This window comes from Sphingomonas albertensis (genome assembly GCF_014358075.1).
GTDB lineage: Bacteria > Pseudomonadota > Alphaproteobacteria > Sphingomonadales > Sphingomonadaceae > Sphingomonas > Sphingomonas albertensis.
Genome location: NZ_JACONT010000044.1, coordinates 1 through 16,795, shown reverse-complemented (window position 1 = coordinate 16,795; position 16,795 = coordinate 1). Strand labels below are relative to the sequence as shown.

General features: G+C 66.8%; 18 protein-coding genes. 3 read left to right on the top strand and 15 right to left on the bottom strand.

The genetic code is table 11. The features are described from left to right. Nucleotide 1: 1 nt before the first annotated feature. The 14 genes from leuB to H8S47_RS16145 form a co-directional block, all read right to left on the bottom strand. Entirely contained in the window at nt 2–1,048 is a 1,047-nt protein-coding gene (gene leuB, locus H8S47_RS16210) for a 3-isopropylmalate dehydrogenase (protein WP_187504818.1), read from the bottom strand. Nucleotides 1,049–1,089: 41 nt separating this feature from the next. Next, nucleotides 1,090–1,821, bottom strand: a complete 732-nt coding sequence (recO, locus tag H8S47_RS16205) for a DNA repair protein RecO (protein WP_187504817.1) — start codon at nt 1,819–1,821, stop codon at nt 1,090–1,092. A 166-nt stretch (nt 1,822–1,987) separates the two neighbouring features. Then, nucleotides 1,988–2,902 (bottom strand): GNAT family N-acetyltransferase, encoded by a 915-nt coding sequence (locus tag H8S47_RS16200; protein WP_187504816.1) that lies wholly within the window; start codon nt 2,900–2,902, stop codon nt 1,988–1,990. After that, on the bottom strand, nt 2,902–3,879 hold the full coding sequence (locus H8S47_RS16195) for a polysaccharide deacetylase family protein (protein ID WP_187504815.1): 978 nt from the start codon (nt 3,877–3,879) through the stop codon (nt 2,902–2,904). Before H8S47_RS16195 ends, H8S47_RS16200 begins: the two co-directional genes overlap by 1 nt. Before the next feature lie 85 nt (nt 3,880–3,964). Then, the gene (uvrC, locus tag H8S47_RS16190) at nt 3,965–5,890 is read right to left on the bottom strand and encodes an excinuclease ABC subunit UvrC (RefSeq protein WP_187504814.1); all 1,926 of its coding nucleotides are present in this window, start codon (nt 5,888–5,890) and stop codon (nt 3,965–3,967) included. A gap of 312 nt (nt 5,891–6,202) precedes the next feature. Continuing rightward, complete coding sequence (locus H8S47_RS16185) at nt 6,203–6,523, bottom strand: DMT family transporter (protein WP_056488555.1); 321 nt, start codon at nt 6,521–6,523, stop codon at nt 6,203–6,205. Nucleotides 6,524–6,678: 155 nt separating this feature from the next. Then, on the bottom strand, nt 6,679–7,251 hold the full coding sequence (locus H8S47_RS16180) for a F0F1 ATP synthase subunit B family protein (RefSeq protein WP_235982992.1): 573 nt from the start codon (nt 7,249–7,251) through the stop codon (nt 6,679–6,681). Nucleotides 7,252–7,288: 37 nt separating this feature from the next. After that, nucleotides 7,289–7,783: a F0F1 ATP synthase subunit B family protein gene (locus H8S47_RS16175; RefSeq protein WP_187504812.1), complete on the bottom strand. Its 495-nt coding sequence runs from the start codon at nt 7,781–7,783 to the stop codon at nt 7,289–7,291. A 57-nt stretch (nt 7,784–7,840) separates the two neighbouring features. After that, complete coding sequence (locus H8S47_RS16170; protein ID WP_055873230.1) at nt 7,841–8,068, bottom strand: F0F1 ATP synthase subunit C; 228 nt, start codon at nt 8,066–8,068, stop codon at nt 7,841–7,843. Nucleotides 8,069–8,107: 39 nt separating this feature from the next. After that, complete coding sequence (locus tag H8S47_RS16165; protein WP_056056028.1) at nt 8,108–8,866, bottom strand: F0F1 ATP synthase subunit A; 759 nt, start codon at nt 8,864–8,866, stop codon at nt 8,108–8,110. A 70-nt stretch (nt 8,867–8,936) separates the two neighbouring features. Beyond that, the gene (locus H8S47_RS16160; protein ID WP_187504811.1) at nt 8,937–9,257 is read right to left on the bottom strand and encodes an AtpZ/AtpI family protein; all 321 of its coding nucleotides are present in this window, start codon (nt 9,255–9,257) and stop codon (nt 8,937–8,939) included. A 444-nt stretch (nt 9,258–9,701) separates the two neighbouring features. After that, entirely contained in the window at nt 9,702–10,079 is a 378-nt protein-coding gene (locus H8S47_RS16155; RefSeq protein WP_187504810.1) for a YdbL family probable chaperone protein, read from the bottom strand. A 1-nt stretch (nt 10,080) separates the two neighbouring features. Further along, nucleotides 10,081–10,257: a YnbE family lipoprotein gene (locus H8S47_RS16150; protein ID WP_128455299.1), complete on the bottom strand. Its 177-nt coding sequence runs from the start codon at nt 10,255–10,257 to the stop codon at nt 10,081–10,083. Nucleotides 10,258–10,304: 47 nt separating this feature from the next. After that, nucleotides 10,305–13,451 carry an intermembrane phospholipid transport YdbH family protein gene (locus tag H8S47_RS16145; RefSeq protein ID WP_235982990.1) on the bottom strand — a complete coding sequence of 1,049 codons (3,147 nt, stop codon included), beginning with the start codon at nt 13,449–13,451 and terminating at the stop codon, nt 10,305–10,307. A 261-nt stretch (nt 13,452–13,712) separates the two neighbouring features. Here H8S47_RS16145 and radC point away from each other — a divergent pair, with 261 nt between their 5' ends. Together radC and H8S47_RS16135 are read left to right on the top strand one after the other, a co-directional pair. After that, the gene (radC, locus tag H8S47_RS16140) at nt 13,713–14,405 is read left to right on the top strand and encodes a RadC family protein (protein ID WP_187504808.1); all 693 of its coding nucleotides are present in this window, start codon (nt 13,713–13,715) and stop codon (nt 14,403–14,405) included. Between the two features lie 73 nt (nt 14,406–14,478). Further along, complete coding sequence (locus H8S47_RS16135; protein WP_187504807.1) at nt 14,479–14,691, top strand: hypothetical protein; 213 nt, start codon at nt 14,479–14,481, stop codon at nt 14,689–14,691. A 113-nt stretch (nt 14,692–14,804) separates the two neighbouring features. Here H8S47_RS16135 and H8S47_RS16130 read toward each other — a convergent pair whose 3' ends face one another. Then, nucleotides 14,805–15,266, bottom strand: coding sequence for an EF-hand domain-containing protein (locus tag H8S47_RS16130; protein WP_187504806.1), 462 nt, complete (start codon nt 15,264–15,266; stop codon nt 14,805–14,807). 219 nt (nt 15,267–15,485) lie between these two features. Here H8S47_RS16130 and purB point away from each other — a divergent pair, with 219 nt between their 5' ends. Then, nucleotides 15,486–16,784 carry an adenylosuccinate lyase gene (gene purB / locus H8S47_RS16125; RefSeq protein WP_187504805.1) on the top strand — a complete coding sequence of 433 codons (1,299 nt, stop codon included), beginning with the start codon at nt 15,486–15,488 and terminating at the stop codon, nt 16,782–16,784. Nucleotides 16,785–16,795: the final 11 nt, after the last annotated feature.

The following is a 16,795-nucleotide window of genomic DNA, read 5'->3' as shown; positions in this document are numbered from 1 at the left end:
CTCAGCCGAGTTCGGCGAGAATGGCATCGCCCATCGCCGAGGTCGACAGCGTGCCGCCGAGATCTGGCGTGCGCGCGCCCTTCAGGATCGCGGCCGCGACCGCAGCCTCGATCCGGTCGGCCGCTTCGGGCAGATCGAGCGAGTGGCGCAACATCATCGCCGCGGACAGGATCGCCGCGCACGGATTGGCCTTGCCCTGCCCGGCGATGTCGGGCGCGCTGCCGTGGATCGGCTCGTACATGCCCTTGTTCGAGCCGTTGAGCGCGGCGGACGGGAGCATGCCGATCGAGCCTGCGCACATCGACGCCTCGTCGGACAAGATATCGCCGAAGAGGTTGCCGGTGACGATCACGTCGAACTGGCCGGGGTTGCGCACCAGCTGCATCGCCGCGTTGTCGACGTACATGTGGCTGAGCGCGACGTCCGGATAGTCGGCAGAGACCTCGATCACGACGTCGCGCCAGAGCTGCGAGGTCTCCAGCACGTTGGCCTTGTCGACCGAGAGCAGCTTGCCCTTCCGGGTGCGTGCGGTCTCGAAGCCGACGCGGGCGATGCGCGCGATCTCGGCCTCGTCGTAGCGCATCTCGTCATGGCCTTCGCGCAGGCCATCGGCGGTGGTGCGGATACCCTTCGCGCCGAAATAGACGTCGCCGGTCAGCTCGCGGACGATGACCATATCGATAGACCGGGCGATCTCGGGACGGAGCGCGGAGGCATCCTCGAGGCCCGCGAACAGCTTGGCGGGACGCAAATTGGCGAACAGGCCGAGATCCTTGCGCAGGCCGAGAATGGCTTGCTCGGGGCGGAACTGGCGTTCGAGCGCATCGCAGTCCGGATCGCCGACCGCACCGAACAGGATGGCGTCGGCACGGCGGGCGAGGTCGAGCGTTTCGGGCGGCAGCGGATGCCCCGCGGCCTTGTACGCGGCGCCGCCGACGAGGCCCTCTTCGTAGCTGAGGTCGAGGCCGAGCGTATCGAGCACCCGCCGCGCTTCCGCGGTGACTTCGGGTCCGATGCCGTCGCCGGCCAGTATCGCGATCAAGGGCATGTGCGTTCCTCCTGCGCGGCCCCTTGCCGGGCGAGGCGCGCTCACGCAACCGCCCTTTTGAGCCGATCGACCAGCCGGTCGCGTGCCGCCAACGGGTCGGCGCGACGGTCGACGAGGATGTCGCGGGCGAGGAAATGACCGGTCAGTCGCAGGCCATCGAAGATGTCGGGCCAAGCCGATTCGCCGCCGCTCAGGAGGAATGGCGGCAATCTGAGCAGCTTGGCCTCATAGCCGAACGCCGCCCCGCGCGAGACGGCCGCGCCGCTTTTGGGGCTGACGAAGCCCAGATCGTCCTCATTGCCGCTTGCAACGCACCGATCCAGATCGAGACCGAACCCCAGTTCCGCGAGCATCAGCAATTCGTATCGGACCAGCGCGGCCGCCCAGCCGCGGGCCGATGGCGCCGCCTCGATCGCGCCGAGCACCCCGTCCAGCGCGTCGTGGATCTGCGGATAGGGTTGCGCTTCGGGCAGCGCGGCGGCGGTCAGCGCTGTGGCCCATTCGAGCGCGCCGGCGGCAAGCGGCTCGCCGTGCATCTGCGCGCGGCTGTGGACCAGCTCGGCGGTGAGCGAAGCGAGTTGCTCGCCGGTCCGCGCGCGCCATTCGCCTTGGATGACGTTCGCCTGGAGCAACACCGGCCGCATCGCCCGCGACCGCCCGCCGCGGACATAGCCGGGCTGGACGCCGTCGTTCCGAGTCAACGCCCGCACGATCGCGCCATGCTCGCCATGTTGGCGGACGGCGACGACGATGGCGGCTGCGCGGAGGTGCATGGGGGGGCTATACGCCTCTACCTCCGAAGGGAGAGGGTAAAAGTGCCTCTCCCCCCTCCCTGGAAGGGAGGGGTTGGGGGTGGGTCGAGTTCCGCGGGTGATCACGTTCGTGGCCTAAACTGGCCTACCCACCCCCCAGCCCCTCCCTTCCAGGGAGGGGAGCAGATCAGCGGCGGATCTTCTTTGCCAGCTTCGTCAGGGCCGGATGAGTCGCGGCGCGCTTTGCCAGGGCTATCGCGCTGTCGAACCCGCGCAACGCCGCCACCGTCGCGCGGTTGCCCAGCGTCGGCCGCAGCAACAGCACGTCGACGCACGCAGTCCCCCCGGTCGAGAATTGCCGCTTGTGCTGACCTTCCCCCTCGGTGAAGTCGAACCGCGCGAAACGCCCGTCCGCAAACAGATCGCGCATCGCCTCGACCTGCAAGACCGCGCCCGGCGACAGCTCGTTGTGCGCAGGATCATGCCCGACATAGGTGTAGCACAACGACTTGCCGTCGGCCGTGCAGCACAGATACGCGACCGGCACCCCGGCGATGAACGCCAGCCAGGCGCGCAACCTATCCTCCCCCGCGAGCGACTCGAGATGACGCACCGAAGCCACATCGTCGGGCAGCCCCGATCCCAGCAGCTTCTCCTGATAGGTCGTCGCCGACACCGCGCGAGCGAGCGGGTGGAAATCCGCGAACGCCGCCGCATCGTGATAGCGCCGGATATCGAGCGCACCGCCGTTTGCCGCGGCGAGCTTCTTGGCCTTGCGCTTGATTCCCGACCGCGCGCTGCCGGACAGGCCGGCGAGCCACGCCGCCTCCCCCGCCGCGAGGTCGACATGATACCGCACATAGCGCTGCCGAACGAAGGCGAGCAGGCCGTGGCGGTCGAGACCGGCGAGCATCGTTGCGGGCAACGACGTCACCAGATAACCGTCGGCGTCACCGGGCAGCGGCGGCAGGATCGGTGGCGTCGCCGCAAGCACGGCATCGAGCGAAAACGACACGCACACCAATCGCCGGGGAATGGTCGCCAGGGTCCGGGCGCCGATCTGGAACTTCAGCGGCAGGCGCCGAGCCGCACCATCTGCCATTACAGCCCGCGCGACCGCGGCCGTTCCTCGACCCAGTTCGACCAGAGCTGTTCGGCCTGCCGCCAGCGGGTCCGCAACTGATCGGGCGCGAGCGGCGTATCCGCGCGGTCGAGCGCGAGCGGCGGCCGATCCGCGAAATGATGCGTCGGCAGCACCTCGCGCATTTCCGACAGCATTCCGCACAATGCCGTGAAGCGCCGCACATGGACCGCATTGGGCCGCGTGCCGCTCCGGTTCGCCAGTTCGAAACCGTGGCTGACGATCGTCACCACCGCATGCCCCGACACCGCGGCATGCTCCAGCGCATCGTAGGTCTCGCCCGTCGACAGCGCGCAAAGCTGGAAGGTGCGGATCTTGTCGCGCCGATCCTCGATCACGGTGACGGGAACCTCGATCACGCCCTTGTCCTGGGCGCGGCGGACCGGCGAGATTTGATGCGCGGGTAGCGAGATACGGCTCGTCCCCGGCGCTTCCGAGCCGTTATGGCTGCTGTCGTAGCTGAACCCGAGTGCCGCGAGCGCGGTCAACGTGTCGTCATTGGCGGCATAGCTGCCGGCGCGGAAGGCGATCGGATGCGGCGCCCCCGCCTCGACCAGCAATTCGGTGGCGCGCATGAGCAGATCGGTCTGCTCGGCGAGGCTGTAGTCGAACAGCGAGAACCGGTCGTGCGCGGCGCCACGGTCGCCGGCCTCGGCGGTGGTCCAATTGGGATGGAGATGAAGCTGGACCTCCTGCCCCGCGGCGAGGATCGTCTCGATCATGCGACGGATAGGGGCAAGGCCGAAGGTAATGCCGGGCATCGGATCGACGAAGAAACACGCCTTCAGATCGTGCCGTGCGAGTTCGGCCAACTGGTAGGCGAGCCCCACGCCAGCCGGCTCCAGCGACCGCGCGTAGATCGCGTCGCAGTCTAGCCCGGCGACATGATGCCGCCACGCGAACTCGGTGTCGATAGTCAGGAAGACGGGCGTGGTCACTGCACCATCTCTATCCGAGGTTAATGAAGATAGGGTTTCTTTTCCTTACGATAGCAAGCGGCTCCTGTAGCAGGCCGCCCACCGATCAGCGCGAATGGTAGAAGTCGTAGACCTGTTGCGCCACCCCGGCCGACACGCCCGGCGCCTGTTGAAGGTCCTGCAAACTAGCGTTGCGGACCGCACGGCCGGTGCCGAAGTGCATCAGCAGCGCCTTCTTGCGCGCCGGGCCGATGCCGGGAACCTCGTCGAGCGGGCTGGCGCCGATCGCCTTGCTGCGCTTGTCGCGGTGGACGCCGATCGCGAACCGGTGGACCTCGTCGCGGAGGCGCTGGAGGTAGAACAGCACCGGCGCGTTGACGGGGAGCTGGAACTCGCGACCGTCGAGCATGTGGAATACCTCGCGGCCGTCGCGGCCGTGTTCCGGGCCCTTGGCGATGCCGACGAGGCACACGTCCTCGACGCCGATCTCTTCGAGCGCGGCCTTGACCGTGTTGAGCTGGCCCTTGCCGCCGTCGATCAGCACCAGGTCCGGCCAGTCGCCTGAATCGCGGTCGGGATCTTCGGCCTGCGCGCGCGAGAACCGGCGCGTGAAGACCTCGCGCATCATCGCGAAATCGTCGCCCGGCGCGGTATCCTTGTTCTTGATGTTGAACTTTCGATACTGACCCTTGCGGAAGCCCTCGGGGCCGGCGACGACCATCGCGCCGGTCGCGGCGGTGCCTTGGATGTGGCTGTTGTCGTAGATCTCGATGCGTTCGGGGGGCTCGGCGAGGTCGAACAGGTCGGCGACTTCGCGTAGCAGCTTGGCCTGCGTGGTGGATTCGGCCTGGCGGCGTTCGATCGCCTCGATCGCGTTGCGCTTGGCCTGGTCCATCAGGCGGCGGCGATCGCCGCGTTGCGGGACTTGCAACGCGATCTTGTAGCCGGCGCGTTCGCCTAATGCTTCCGCCAGCAGTGCACCTTCCGTCAGTTCGCGGTCGAGCAGGATCTGCTTGGGCGGCGGGACCTCTTCGTAGAACTGGCCGAGGAAGCTGGTCAGCACCTCGTCCTCGGGGACATCGTTGGTATGCTGCGGGAAGAAGCTGCGATGCCCCCAGTTCTGGCCGCCGCGGATGAAGAACGCCTGGATGCCGATCAGCCCGTCCTTGCACGCCATCGCGAAGATGTCGGCGTCGCCCACGCCCTCCGCGTTGATCGCCTGCGTGCCCTGGATGAAGGTGAGCGCGCGGAGACGGTCGCGAAGGAGCGCCGCGAGTTCGAAGTCCATGTTCTCCGCAGCGGCCTGCATCTGCGCGCCGAGTTTCGCCTGAACACCTGTCGACTTGCCACCGAGGAACGCCTTCGCGTCCTCGACCAGCTCGTTGTAGGCGGGTTCGTCGATGCGACCGACACAGGGCGCCGAGCAACGCTTGATCTGGTAGAGCAGGCACGGCCGGTCGCGGGTCTTGAAGAAGCTGTCGGTGCAACTGCGCAGGAGGAACAGCTTCTGCAATGCGTTGAGCGTGTTGTTGACCGACCCGGCGCTGGCGAACGGGCCGTAGTAATTGCCCTTCGCCCGCCGCGCGCCACGGTGTTTCTGGACACGCGGGAAGGCGTGGTCGTCGCGGAGGAGGATGAAGGGGAAGCTCTTATCGTCGCGCAGCAGCACGTTGTAGGCGGGGCGATAGCGCTTGATGAGCTGCGATTCGAGCAGCAGCGCCTCGGCTTCGTTGTTGGTGGTGACGATCGTCATCGAGCGGGTCTGCGACACCATTCGCTGGAGGCGTTTCGTCAGCCGCTCGACCTGACAGTAATTGGCGACGCGGTTCCGCAGCGCACGCGCCTTGCCGACGTAGAGCACGTCGCCGCGCGCGTCCTGCATGCGGTAGACGCCGGGGCGGATCGGCAGCGTCTCGAGCACGTTGCGGATCGCCGCCACGCCGGCCGCGAGATCGGGCGCTTCACCGCCGCCGCGGACGGCGAATGTGGACTTGTCTTCGTTGAACCGGTCGGGGGAATTGGGGGAGGACATCGCTGCGGAATCTAGGGAGTGCGAGGGGGTTATGCCAGCGGAAGGCAGTGATGTTCACGCGAAGGCGCGATGGCGCGAAGAGAAGGGAGGAGCTGGTTCACGCGGAGACGCGGAGCCGCGGAGAGAAGGTTCGAGCTGCCCAGCCTTCGTTCTAAAGCTGCCGAAGGCTTACATCCACTCGTGGCTGCTCAGTACATCATCCCGAGCCGCAAAACCTCCGCGGCTCCGCGTCTCTGCGTGAACCCACCTTCTCTTCGCGCCTTTGCGCCTTCGCGTGAATCAACCTTCTTCATGCCCTACGGGCAACGAGAGTCAGGTTTGGGCGAAGACCTTGGTGCCGACGATACCGACGACGGTCAGGGCCATGAAGCAGGCCTGGATGCCGCTGACCTTGTCGCCGAACAGGATGACGCCGCCGATGATGACGCCGATCGCGCCGGCGCCTGTCCAGATCGCATAGGCGGTGCCGGCGGGAAGCCCGCGCATCGCGAGCGCGAGCAGGCCCATGTTGACGAAGCTGAGGATGATCGGGACGCTGGAGGCCTGCCACGTGGCGACGGTGGCCGCCCATTTCAGGCTGAGCGCCCAGCAGATTTCGGTGACGACGGCGACGGCGAGAATGAGCCAGGACATGAATGTTCTCCAACGGGCTCAGATTGGAGACTCGGCCGCCGGAAACCCGGAAAGAGACGGCCGTCGATAATGATGGGCGGTGGGAGGGGCGTGCCCTCACCTTCCCACTGCTTTGCAGCGGGCCCCTTCCTCTCCCCGAGGGGAGAGGAACAGGATCAGTTCAGGCGGCTAAGACCCGAGATCGAGCGGTCGACCATCATGCGGTCGGCGGCTGCGTCGTGATGCTCGGCGATCAGGATACCCGCAGCCTTGGCCGCAGCATCCGCCGCCCGTGCGCGGACTTCGGCGATCGCGGTGCGTTCGGCGGCGGCGATCTTGTCCTCGGCCATCTTCGCGCGGCGGGTCATGAGGTCTTCGGCGCCCGCTTTCGCCTTGGCGATTATCGCCGCGGCTTCGTGGTGCGCGTGGGCCTTCATGGCTTCGGCTTCGACGTGCGCGGTCTTGGCCTTTGCCTCGTATTCGGTGCGGATCGCTTCGGCTTCGGCACGGAGCGCCTTGGCGTCGTCGAGCTGCGTGCGAATGCCGGCGATGCGCGTGTCGAGCATCTTGCCGATCATGCCTGGAACCTTCTTCCAGATCATCAGCAGGATGACGACGATCATCGCTACCGCAACCCAGCCGGTCGAGGTCAGGCCGAGCGCGGTCGGATCGGGCACATGCTCGACGCCGCCGGGCGCAGCCGTGTGACCCTGGAGGCCCTGGTTGTCGATCGCACCCTCGGGCGCCATGCCCTCGCCGTGGATGACCTTTGCGGCCGAATCTGGATTAGCCATGCGCCGTCGTCCTGCGTACCGCGTCCGTCGCCGCGTCCAGGCTGACCTGGAGGCCGGCGACCTTGGCGGCCAATTGCTGTGCTGCTTCGGCGGCGACGCCTTGCAAGTTCGAGAGCGCCTCGGCCTTCGCGTTGGCTACCGCCAGATCGTGATGACCCAGACGCTCGGCGAGTTCGGCATCGGCCGCATGGACCTGCTGCTCGAACGCCGTCGCCGCACGCTTCGCAGCGGCAGCGGTTTCGGCCTGCGCCGCGGTACGTGCCGCGTCCATTTCGGCCTGCCAGTTCGCCTGGACCGTATCGGCCTGCGCACGGGCAGCGACCGCCGCCGCCAGATCGCCGGCGATCCGGCCTTCGCGCGAGTCCACATTGGACACGATCTTCGGCACCATTCCCTTCCCGATCCCGAAATACAGGATGCCAAAGGTGAGGAGCAGCCAGAAGATCTGCGAGGCGTAGGTGGCGGCTATCTGGGCAATCTGGGGCATTGGTCTGTCCTGCGTTAATCCGGCCGGGCGCGGTTGCCCGGCCAAATCACCGAGTGGTTAGGCGACGAACACCAGGATGATCATGGTGACGAAGGCGAGCAGACCCAGAAGCTCGGCTGCTGCGAAACCGATGAACAGACGGCCCTGCTGGCTGTCGGCTGCGCCCGGGTTGCGCAGAGCGCCGGCGAGGAACTGTGCGAACACGTTGCCCACGCCGAGTGCGGCGAGGCCCATGCCGATCGCTGCGAGGCCGGCACCGATCATCTTTGCTGCTTGTGCGTCCATGATAAATTCCCTTTGAAAAACAGTTAGGTAATGGAAAACTTAGTGAAGGTTTACGGCATCGTTCAGATAGACCGACGTCAGCAACGCGAACACGTATGCCTGGATCGCGGCGACCAGCAGCTCGAGCAGCGTGATGCCGATCATCAGCAGCATGCTCGGCGCGCTCACCAGACCGATATACATCCCGCCGAGGTTCAAGCCGTTAATCACGAACGCGGCGAGCACCTTGAGCAGGATATGCCCTGCGGTCATCGCCACGAACAGTCGCAGACCGAGCGAGAACGGACGCACCAGGAACGACATCAGCTCGACCACGAAGATCAGCGGGATCATCAGCGCGGGCGTGCCGCTCGGCACGAACAGCGAGAAGAAGTGGAAGCCGTGCTTGCCGAAGCCGACGAGCAGCACGATCGCAAAGCTGATCAGCGCCAGCACGCCGGTGACGGTCATGTGGCTGGTCACGGTGAACGGATGCACGCCGGGGACGATGCCGAACGGCAGCAGGCCGATAATGTTCGCGAACAGGATGAACATGAACAGCGAGAAGACATAGGGCACGAAGCGCTTGCCGCCGGGGCCGACATTCTGCTCGAGCATGCCCGAGATGAAGCCGGTGAAGCCCTCGACCGCCATCTGCCAGCGACCGGGCACGAGCTCGCGCTTCATGCCACCGATCATGAACGCCCAAAGCGCGACCAGCGTCACCACCATCCACAATGCGGAGTTGGTGAACGACAGGTCATAGCCACCTACGATCCAGTGCGAGCCGAACGCCGGCTCGATCAGGAACTGGTGCATCGGATCGATCTTGCCGCCCTGTTCTGCCGCCACGTGGAATCCCTGCCGTCTTGATACGACAAACGCCCGGTTACTCCGGGCGTTCGCCTGAAATTCGAATGATCTGCCTGAACGCGACCGCTATCCCGAGGAACAGCAACACGATCAGTCCCCAAGGGCCAGTGCCGAACCAATGGTCTATCAACCACCCGATCAGCGCACTGCCGACGAGACTCCCGATAAGAGCGGAAATGACGCGATTGCCTTGCGAGTATCCTCGCTCGGCGTCCGGCCCCTTCTGCCCCTTTGCCAGCGTTTCCCGATGCTGCGCCTCTCGCAATCGCTCATCGAGCGCGGAAAGTCGCGGATCGTCAACACCCTGGGGGTCCTGTCCGGGTTCGATCTCCGCCACGCACGTTCCTCCACCTGATTTCGCATCGGGGAGGAAGCAAGCAGCGACGAGCGATCCCGCCAAGGCGCGGTCCGTTTAGAAAAGGGGGGGGTGCAAGTCAACCGGTGTGACAGCCGCGTCATTAATGACGGGGGACAACTTGCAATCCTCCCCCGCAGGGGGAGGTGGCACCGCAGGTGACGGAGGGGGAGGACACGGGGCAGCGGTTTCGCTTCCCTCCCCCTCCGTCTGGCAAGAGCCAGCCACCTCCCCCTGGCGGGGGAGGATTTCAGGGCGGACCGTCGATACGACCACGCTCTTCGTTGTCCCGGCGAAGGCCGACTTCTTCCCCCTCCCTGGAAGGGAGGGGTCGGGGGTGGGTCGGCCGGTTGGCTGGCGATACGAATCCCAAGCGGCCTACCCACCCCCAGCCCCTCCCTTGTCAGGGAGGAGAGCCGAGTAGCCTCAAACGCAGCGCGAATCGCGTTCCGGGGCACCGGCGGTGCGCGTCTTCCACACCCCGTTGGGCGTCTTGTACTTCTCGCCCGGGTTCGTCGCAGCGATCAGGTTGCAGCCGCTGGTGAACGCCAGCTGCTCGACCGTCGCCCCGCTCGCCTGCGCCTTCTGCGTGTACGCCGACTTCCGCTGGATATTGATGTTGTTGACCAGCGCGCGAAGGTCAGCGCTCGCCGCGCCGACGAGGCCCAGATACCCGTCGGGCTGCTCGCCCACCTCGCCCCCCGCACGCGCCGCGGCATAAGCCGGATCGCGCTGCGCCGATGCCGCCACCGAAAGGCCGCCGAGAACCGCGGCTGCGGCAATCATGACAATGACCTTTTTCATCTTAGAATATCCCTGGATTCTGCTGGATCAGCGACTTCGCCTCGCCATCGAGACGATAGACCACTTCCTGCGTCACATTGATGTTGAGGTTGATCTCGATCGGCTTGTCGGGGGCCGACACGCTGATGCAGCCCGGCAGGGCGGCGGCGGTCGTCACCAGAAAAGCGATCGTCCTCATCACCTGCAAGATCGGCCTTTGCTCCAGCTTCTTCAATCCTGTTTCGGTCATGGCACGATACTGCTTTCCGTGGGCTGAATGGTTGGAGGTTTGGGAGAAGGTGGCGCCGACTGCTGCTGGATCAGTGCGGGCAAATTACGCTGGATCAGTCGCTTCGGATCGTAGAAGCTCTGCGCCGAATCGAGCAGCCCGCGGAACGGCGCCTTGATCCGGATATTGAACACGAACGGCAGCTTTTGCAGGCGGCGGACGATGAAGTTCGCCTTCGCCCCCTCCCCCTGGCTGATCCCCGCGAAGCGGACGTCGGTGACCATCTCGCCCGCCAGCGGCCCGTTCATGCCGACGCGCAGCGACTGGTAGCGGAGCGACTTCAGCGCCTGGAATGCGATGTTCGCCCAGATGCCGAGATCCTTCTGGCTGAGATCGCCGACATAGGCGAGCGTGCCGCCGCCGGGCCGGACGCGCAGGTCGCCGCCCTCGATCCGGCCGCCGCTCTCGTCGAAGATCATCGGCAGGACGCCGTCGAAGATCCCGGTCGCGTCGAGATTCTTGAAATCGAACTGCTGCAGGAACTGGTCGGCGGCCATGTTGGCGATGTGGAACGTCATTCGGCGCTCTTTCGGCGCGGAGAAATCGAGCAGGGTCGGGTCGAGCGTCAGCGATCCGCCCGCGAACGGCCACGAACCACCCTCGACCTGCACGCGCGCGCCGGGCAGCGTCTGGTAGCGGATCGTGCCGTCGGTAACCGGGATGCCGGGGTTGAGCGTGCGGATCGTCGCCACCTGCCCCGGCGCGCTCTGGAGATTGAGCAGGTCGGTGAAGCGGATCTCGGTGGCGATTCCGGTGACCGGCCCGAACGCGGCGGCGAGATCGGTGCCGGCGGTGCGGAACACGCCATTGCTCGTCACGCCTTGAGGGTTCCAGGCAATGTGGCCCTCCCCGCTGACCGATCCGTTTACGTCGGCGATCACGCCGAAGGTAAGCGGGGTGAGCGCGTCGGGTTGCAGCCTGTCCTTGGCGAAGGCGATCGCGCGCACGTTCAGGTCGGCCTTGCCCACCCCCGTCCCGAGCGCATGGCTGAGCGTGACGTCGGCGACCTTCGTGCTGGTGCTCGGCTCGAACAGCGTGCCCGCCGCGGTGATCGTGCCGTTCACCAGCGCCAGCGTCACGGTGCGCGCCGCGAGCGGCTTGAACCGGGGCGTCGGCGCGGCATCGGATACGCCCATCGCGCCGGTGAGGTTGAGCGCGCCGCCGACCAGCGTCCACTCGCCCGCCGCCTCGCCGAGCAGCAGCGGGACGTTGGCGATCTGCCCCGAGCCGTCGGTAAACGCGCCAGCCACGCCCTGCCCCATCATGCGGCCGGTGATGGTGCCGAAATCGAGTCGCGTGACACGCTCGGGCGCGCCGATCCGGGTCTGCACGCCCTCGATCCGGAAGCCGCGATCGGCGAGCCGCACGGTCGCCCCGGCGGTCGCGAGCGTGATCGGCGTGGTGCCGAGTCGTCCACCCAGCTTTGCCGCAGCGATCGTCGCTCCGCCGCTGATCCGCGCCCCATTAACCTGCACCAGCGCGCCATCGACCGGGCACAGGGTCAGTCGCGACGGATCGAGCACCAGCCCGGAAATCGCGAGGCGCTGCACGGCGAGCGGCGCGCAGCCGGTGTTGACGACCAGCCGTCCGCGACCGTCCCAAAGCGCCGCGACCGGCATCGCCAGACCGTCGACGCGGCCGTTAGCGATCGGCCCGTCGAGCGTTGCCTGCGTGGTGATCGACGTCGCGCCGCCGGGCGTCGCGCTGAACGTCACAGGGGTCAGCGCCAGCCGAGCGCCGCCCGCCGCATAGGGCGCGATGCGCGCCACGCCGCGGATCGCTGCGCCGGGTTTCGCCTGGACGAGCGACACGCGCGCCTCCGGCAGGCCACCGCCCTGCAGCGCCAGAGTCGTGTCGAGCCGCACGCCGCCGTTCGGCCAACCGAACGCGACCCCACTCCCGCCGCCGAGCGCCACGCGCGTGCCGCTGGCCGAGGCGAGCGCGAGGCGGGACAGCACCGCCGAGCCGCGCCCGTCCGCGAGCCGCACCGAAACCTCCCCGTCCGCCGCGAAACCACGGCCCGCACGCTCAATGGCCTGCGTCATGGCGACCGCGAGGGGTGCGACCGGCGTTCCCACCGCCACGCTGCCCAGGCCGCCGACGCTGGCGAGCCGCGCCTGCGCCACCGCGGCACCGCTCGCCCGCACCCGTCCGTCGAATGCGATCTGCTTGCCGATCCGGTATGCGCCCTCGATCGAAACGCGTCGTGCCCGGCCATCCACGGTCCGGACGGTATCGGCGGCGATATCCGCCTTGCCGCTGGTCGCGGCCGCGCTGCCGGTGAAATCGATCGTGCCCCCCGCCCCGGCCAGCGCAATCCCGGGTGCGCGTGCCGCCCCGGTCTTGAGCGTCGCCTTGCCCTGCCAGCGGTCGAGCGCGGCCGAGAGACCGACGTCGAGGTCCGCAACGATGTGGTCGGCCCGAGTCGTCCCGCAGGCGAGTCGCGACACGCGTACCGGCCCGGTAATCGTCGGTTTCGCCGCGTCGATCCTCAGCTTCACCGTAGCCGCCAGCCGGTCGATCGCGCACCCGCCGACATCGAGCCGCTCGCTGATCGCCGCCAGGGTGCCGCGGAAACCGTCGTCGAGCTTGCCCGATCCGGCGAGCTTCAGTCCGACAACACCCTGCGGAGTCTCCAGCCGCATCCGACCATCGGCGACCGCCACGTCGAGCGCGGGCAGCGAGAACGGCTTGCCCGTCGAGGCCGGCAGCAATTTGTCGATCGTGCCGAGCGAGACTTTCCCGTCGACCAACCGACCGCGCAGCCGAACCTTCCCCGCACGCACGCCTTCCAGATACGGCCCCGACAACCCCACTCCGGTCCGCGTCTCGACCCAGTCCGCCACCAGATCGGGATGCGCCGGATCGCCCAGCACGACGTTCGTCAGTCGCTGGCCACCCAGCGCGAGGTTGGCGATCTCGTACCGCGCAGGCACCCCGGCCTTCGCCAGTTCGCGGTCGATGAACCCTTCCGCGATCGGCTTGCGCGCGAGCCACAACACGATCAACCCGGCGAGCAGAACCAGCGCGATACCGCCGAGCCACCGCACCTTCCGCGGGAGCCGAAGGCGGGGGTTGCCCCCTGTATCGCTCGCCTCGCTCAACCGCCTACTCCGCCACGCAACTGGCCCCTGCATAGGCGGGTGCGGGGTCGACACGCAATTGCGCACAGCCGGTTGCGCAGTGCCAAGGATCGACATTCTACGATCCTCCCCCGCAAGGGGGAGGTGGCGCCGTCAGGCGACGGAGGGGGGGGACACGAAACGGAGGTTGCTCCTGCCTCCCCCTCCGTCTGGCAAGTGCCAGCCACCTCCCCCTTGCGGGGGAGGATCGTTCGGGGTGGATATTCGTGCTAGCGTCGCGTGATGGCCGATGCAGATGACGCAATCGACAACCTTAAAGGCCATAGAGGGCGCCTCCGCAAACGCTTGTTCGAAGGCGGCAGCGACGCGCTACTCGACCACGAACTCATCGAATATCTGCTCGCAATCGCGATTCCCCGCGGCGATACGAAGGCGCTCGCCAAGGCCCTCATGCGCGAGTTCGGCGGGATCGGCGGCGTCCTCACCGCGGACGCCGAGGCGCTCGGCAGGGTGAAGGGCATGGGCGAGATCTCGACCGCGGCGATCAAGATCGCGCATGCCGCCGCGATCCGCCTGCTCCAGTCGCACGTCAGCGACCGCCCGGTGCTCGCCAACTGGCAGGCGCTGCTCGACTACCTCCGCGCGGACATGGCGCATCACGCAATCGAGCGGTTCCGCGTGCTGCATCTCAACACCAGGAACATGCTGATCCGCGACGAGGTGATGAGCAAGGGCTCGATCGACCAGGCCGCGGTGTATGTCCGCGAAGTGATCCGCCGCGCGATCGACCTCGGCTCGGCGTCGATCATCCTCGTCCACAATCACCCGAGCGGAGACCCCTCCCCCAGCCGCGCCGACATCGAGATCACGCGCACCATCGCCGAGGCCGGCAAGCGTCTCGGCATCACGGTGCACGACCATATCGTGATGGGCACCGGCGGCCATGTCAGCCTGCGCGCGCAGGGGTTGATCTGAGGCAACCCAATAGTTCCGTGAAAGCACGCGACGTTTGCCCCGCGCCTTCGTTATCCAATCGAAGGAATTGCATGTGGACAAAAAGCTACACGACCAAGCCTCGACCGTAACCGCCGAGCATGGTCAGGTTCTGGTCGATGGGCCGGACGGCGTTGCGGTATCGCTGACGCCCGATGCTGCCGTCGAGACATCCGACCGGCTCCTGGAGGCTGCCGTCGAAGCGCAGGGCCAGATCTTGTCCAAGACACTCGCCGACAAGGAACAGGCCGCGCGGAAGGCCGGCTGAGCGCAGCCACACGAGCGTCCCGTCGATCATGCAGACCTGGGCAATCTGAGCCAATCACGCGAAAGGCCGCCGGGCGAACCCGACGGCCATGCATTTGCGTGAAGCGTGGAAGATCAGCCCTGTGAGAGGAAGCTGGTCAGTTCCGGCTTGGACAGCGACTTGTTCTTGTCGGTATCGGCCTGTGCGAATGCTGCGGCGACCCACTTCTTCGTCTCGGGCGCGCCGGGCTTGGTCGCCGGATCGGTCTTGGTCTTCAGGGCGACCATCCAATCTCCGAACTCGGCTGTGCTGAGCTTGCCGTCGCCGTTCTTGTCGTAGGTCGGGAATTCGGTGTCGATGACCTGCGCGACCTGATCGCTGCTGGCGGGTTGCGTCGCCTGTGCGGTCTGTGCCGACTGGCCGGGCGCAGACTGGGTTGGTGGCATCTGGCCCGGCGCGGTCTGGGCGGGCGACATCGAAGGATCGGCCGCGCCCGTCGTCGCCGTCGGCGCAGTCTGCGGCGATGTCGTGGTGGATTGCGCGAGCGCCGGCGCAGCAATCGTCATCGCGCCTGCGAGCAGAGCATATTTGAGCATTGCCATTCTCCATCGGCTAATCGAAATCGTTACTGGACGATCACCGCAGCAGCCCCGGGGATACTGGGCGGATACTGCGACACACCGACCGTCGAAGCCGGATATAGGCCGATCGCATTGCCGTTTGTACCCCCGTCGATGGCCTGCTAGGCGCTCCGCAGGCGTCTCCCGAGGGGAGCACGCGACGAACCGTGCCATTCACCAGCCCCGAGGAAACCCATGGTCCCCCGCTATTCCCGCCCCGACATGGTCGCGATCTGGACGCCCGAAGCGCGCTTCAAGATCTGGTTCGAGATCGAGGCGCACGCCACCGACGCGCTGGCCGAACTGGGCGTCGTGCCCAAGGAAGCCGCCGCGGCGATCTGGGAAAAGGGCGCGTTCGAGGTCGACCGGATCGACGAGATCGAGCGCGAGACCAAGCACGACGTCATCGCCTTCCTGACCAACGTCGCCGAGCATGTCGGCCCCGAAGCGCGCTTCATGCACCAGGGCATGACCTCGTCGGACGTGCTCGACACCTGCCTCGCGGTACAGCTGGCGAAGGCGAGCGACATCCTGATCGCCGATCTCGACGCGCTCCTGGTGGTGCTCGAACGCCGCGCGCGCGAGCACAAGATGACGCCGACGATCGGCCGCAGCCACGGCATCCACGCCGAGCCTGTCACGTTCGGGCTGAAGCTCGCCCAGGCACATGCCGAATTCGCGCGCAACCGGGCGCGGCTGGTGGCGGCGCGCGAGGACGTCGCCACCTGTGCGATCTCGGGCGCGGTGGGGACGTTCGCCAACATCGATCCGTTCGTCGAGGAGTATGTCGCGGGCAAGCTCGGCCTGTCGGTCGAGCCGGTCTCGACCCAGGTCATCCCGCGCGATCGTCATGCGATGTTCTTCGCGACGCTGGGCGTGATCGCCAGCTCGATCGAACGACTCGCGACCGAGATCCGGCATCTGCAGCGCACCGAAGTGCTCGAAGCGGAAGAGTTCTTCTCGCCCGGCCAGAAGGGCTCGTCGGCGATGCCGCACAAGCGCAACCCGGTGCTGACCGAAAATTTGACGGGCCTCGCGCGCATGGTCCGCGGCTACGTCACGCCCGCGATGGAGAACGTTGCGCTGTGGCATGAACGCGACATCTCGCACTCGTCGGTCGAGCGCTATATCGGCCCCGATGCGACGATCACGCTCGACTTTGCGCTCGCGCGGCTGACCGGTGTGATGGACAAGCTGGTCGTCTACCCCGAGCGGATGTTGAAGAACCTCAACAAGATGGGCGGGCTGGTCCATTCGCAGCGCGTGCTGCTGGCACTGACGCAGGCGGGGGTGAGCCGCGAGGACGCGTATCGCCTCGTCCAGCGCAACGCGATGAAGGTGTGGGATTCGGACGGCGCGTTGTCGCTGCTGGAACTGCTGAAGGCCGACCCGGAAGTGACGCTGTCGGATGCGGAACTGGAGGACAAGTTCGACCTCGGCTATCACCTGAAGCACGTCGACACGATCTTCGCCCGGGTCTTCGGCGCGGCCTGAACGACACCTTC

Bases quoted from the DNA above. Each gene is read 5' to 3' on its own strand.
- leuB (WP_187504818.1), bottom strand. From the start codon at position 1,048: ATGCCCTTGATCGCGATACTGGCCGGCGACGGCATCGGACCCGAAGTC.
- recO (WP_187504817.1), bottom strand. From the start codon at position 1,821: ATGCACCTCCGCGCAGCCGCCATCGTCGTCGCCGTCCGCCAACATGGC.
- H8S47_RS16200 (WP_187504816.1), bottom strand. From the start codon at position 2,902: ATGGCAGATGGTGCGGCTCGGCGCCTGCCGCTGAAGTTCCAGATCGGC.
- uvrC (WP_187504814.1), bottom strand. From the start codon at position 5,890: ATGTCCTCCCCCAATTCCCCCGACCGGTTCAACGAAGACAAGTCCACA.
- H8S47_RS16185 (WP_056488555.1), bottom strand. From the start codon at position 6,523: ATGTCCTGGCTCATTCTCGCCGTCGCCGTCGTCACCGAAATCTGCTGG.
- H8S47_RS16180 (WP_235982992.1), bottom strand. From the start codon at position 7,251: ATGGCGCCCGAGGGTGCGATCGACAACCAGGGCCTCCAGGGTCACACG.
- H8S47_RS16175 (WP_187504812.1), bottom strand. From the start codon at position 7,783: ATGCCCCAGATTGCCCAGATAGCCGCCACCTACGCCTCGCAGATCTTC.
- H8S47_RS16170 (WP_055873230.1), bottom strand. From the start codon at position 8,068: ATGGACGCACAAGCAGCAAAGATGATCGGTGCCGGCCTCGCAGCGATC.
- H8S47_RS16165 (WP_056056028.1), bottom strand. From the start codon at position 8,866: ATGCACCAGTTCCTGATCGAGCCGGCGTTCGGCTCGCACTGGATCGTA.
- H8S47_RS16155 (WP_187504810.1), bottom strand. From the start codon at position 10,079: ATGAAAAAGGTCATTGTCATGATTGCCGCAGCCGCGGTTCTCGGCGGC.
- H8S47_RS16150 (WP_128455299.1), bottom strand. From the start codon at position 10,257: ATGAGGACGATCGCTTTTCTGGTGACGACCGCCGCCGCCCTGCCGGGC.
- radC (WP_187504808.1), top strand. From the start codon at position 13,713: ATGGCCGATGCAGATGACGCAATCGACAACCTTAAAGGCCATAGAGGG.
- H8S47_RS16130 (WP_187504806.1), bottom strand. From the start codon at position 15,266: ATGCTCAAATATGCTCTGCTCGCAGGCGCGATGACGATTGCTGCGCCG.
- purB (WP_187504805.1), top strand. From the start codon at position 15,486: ATGGTCCCCCGCTATTCCCGCCCCGACATGGTCGCGATCTGGACGCCC.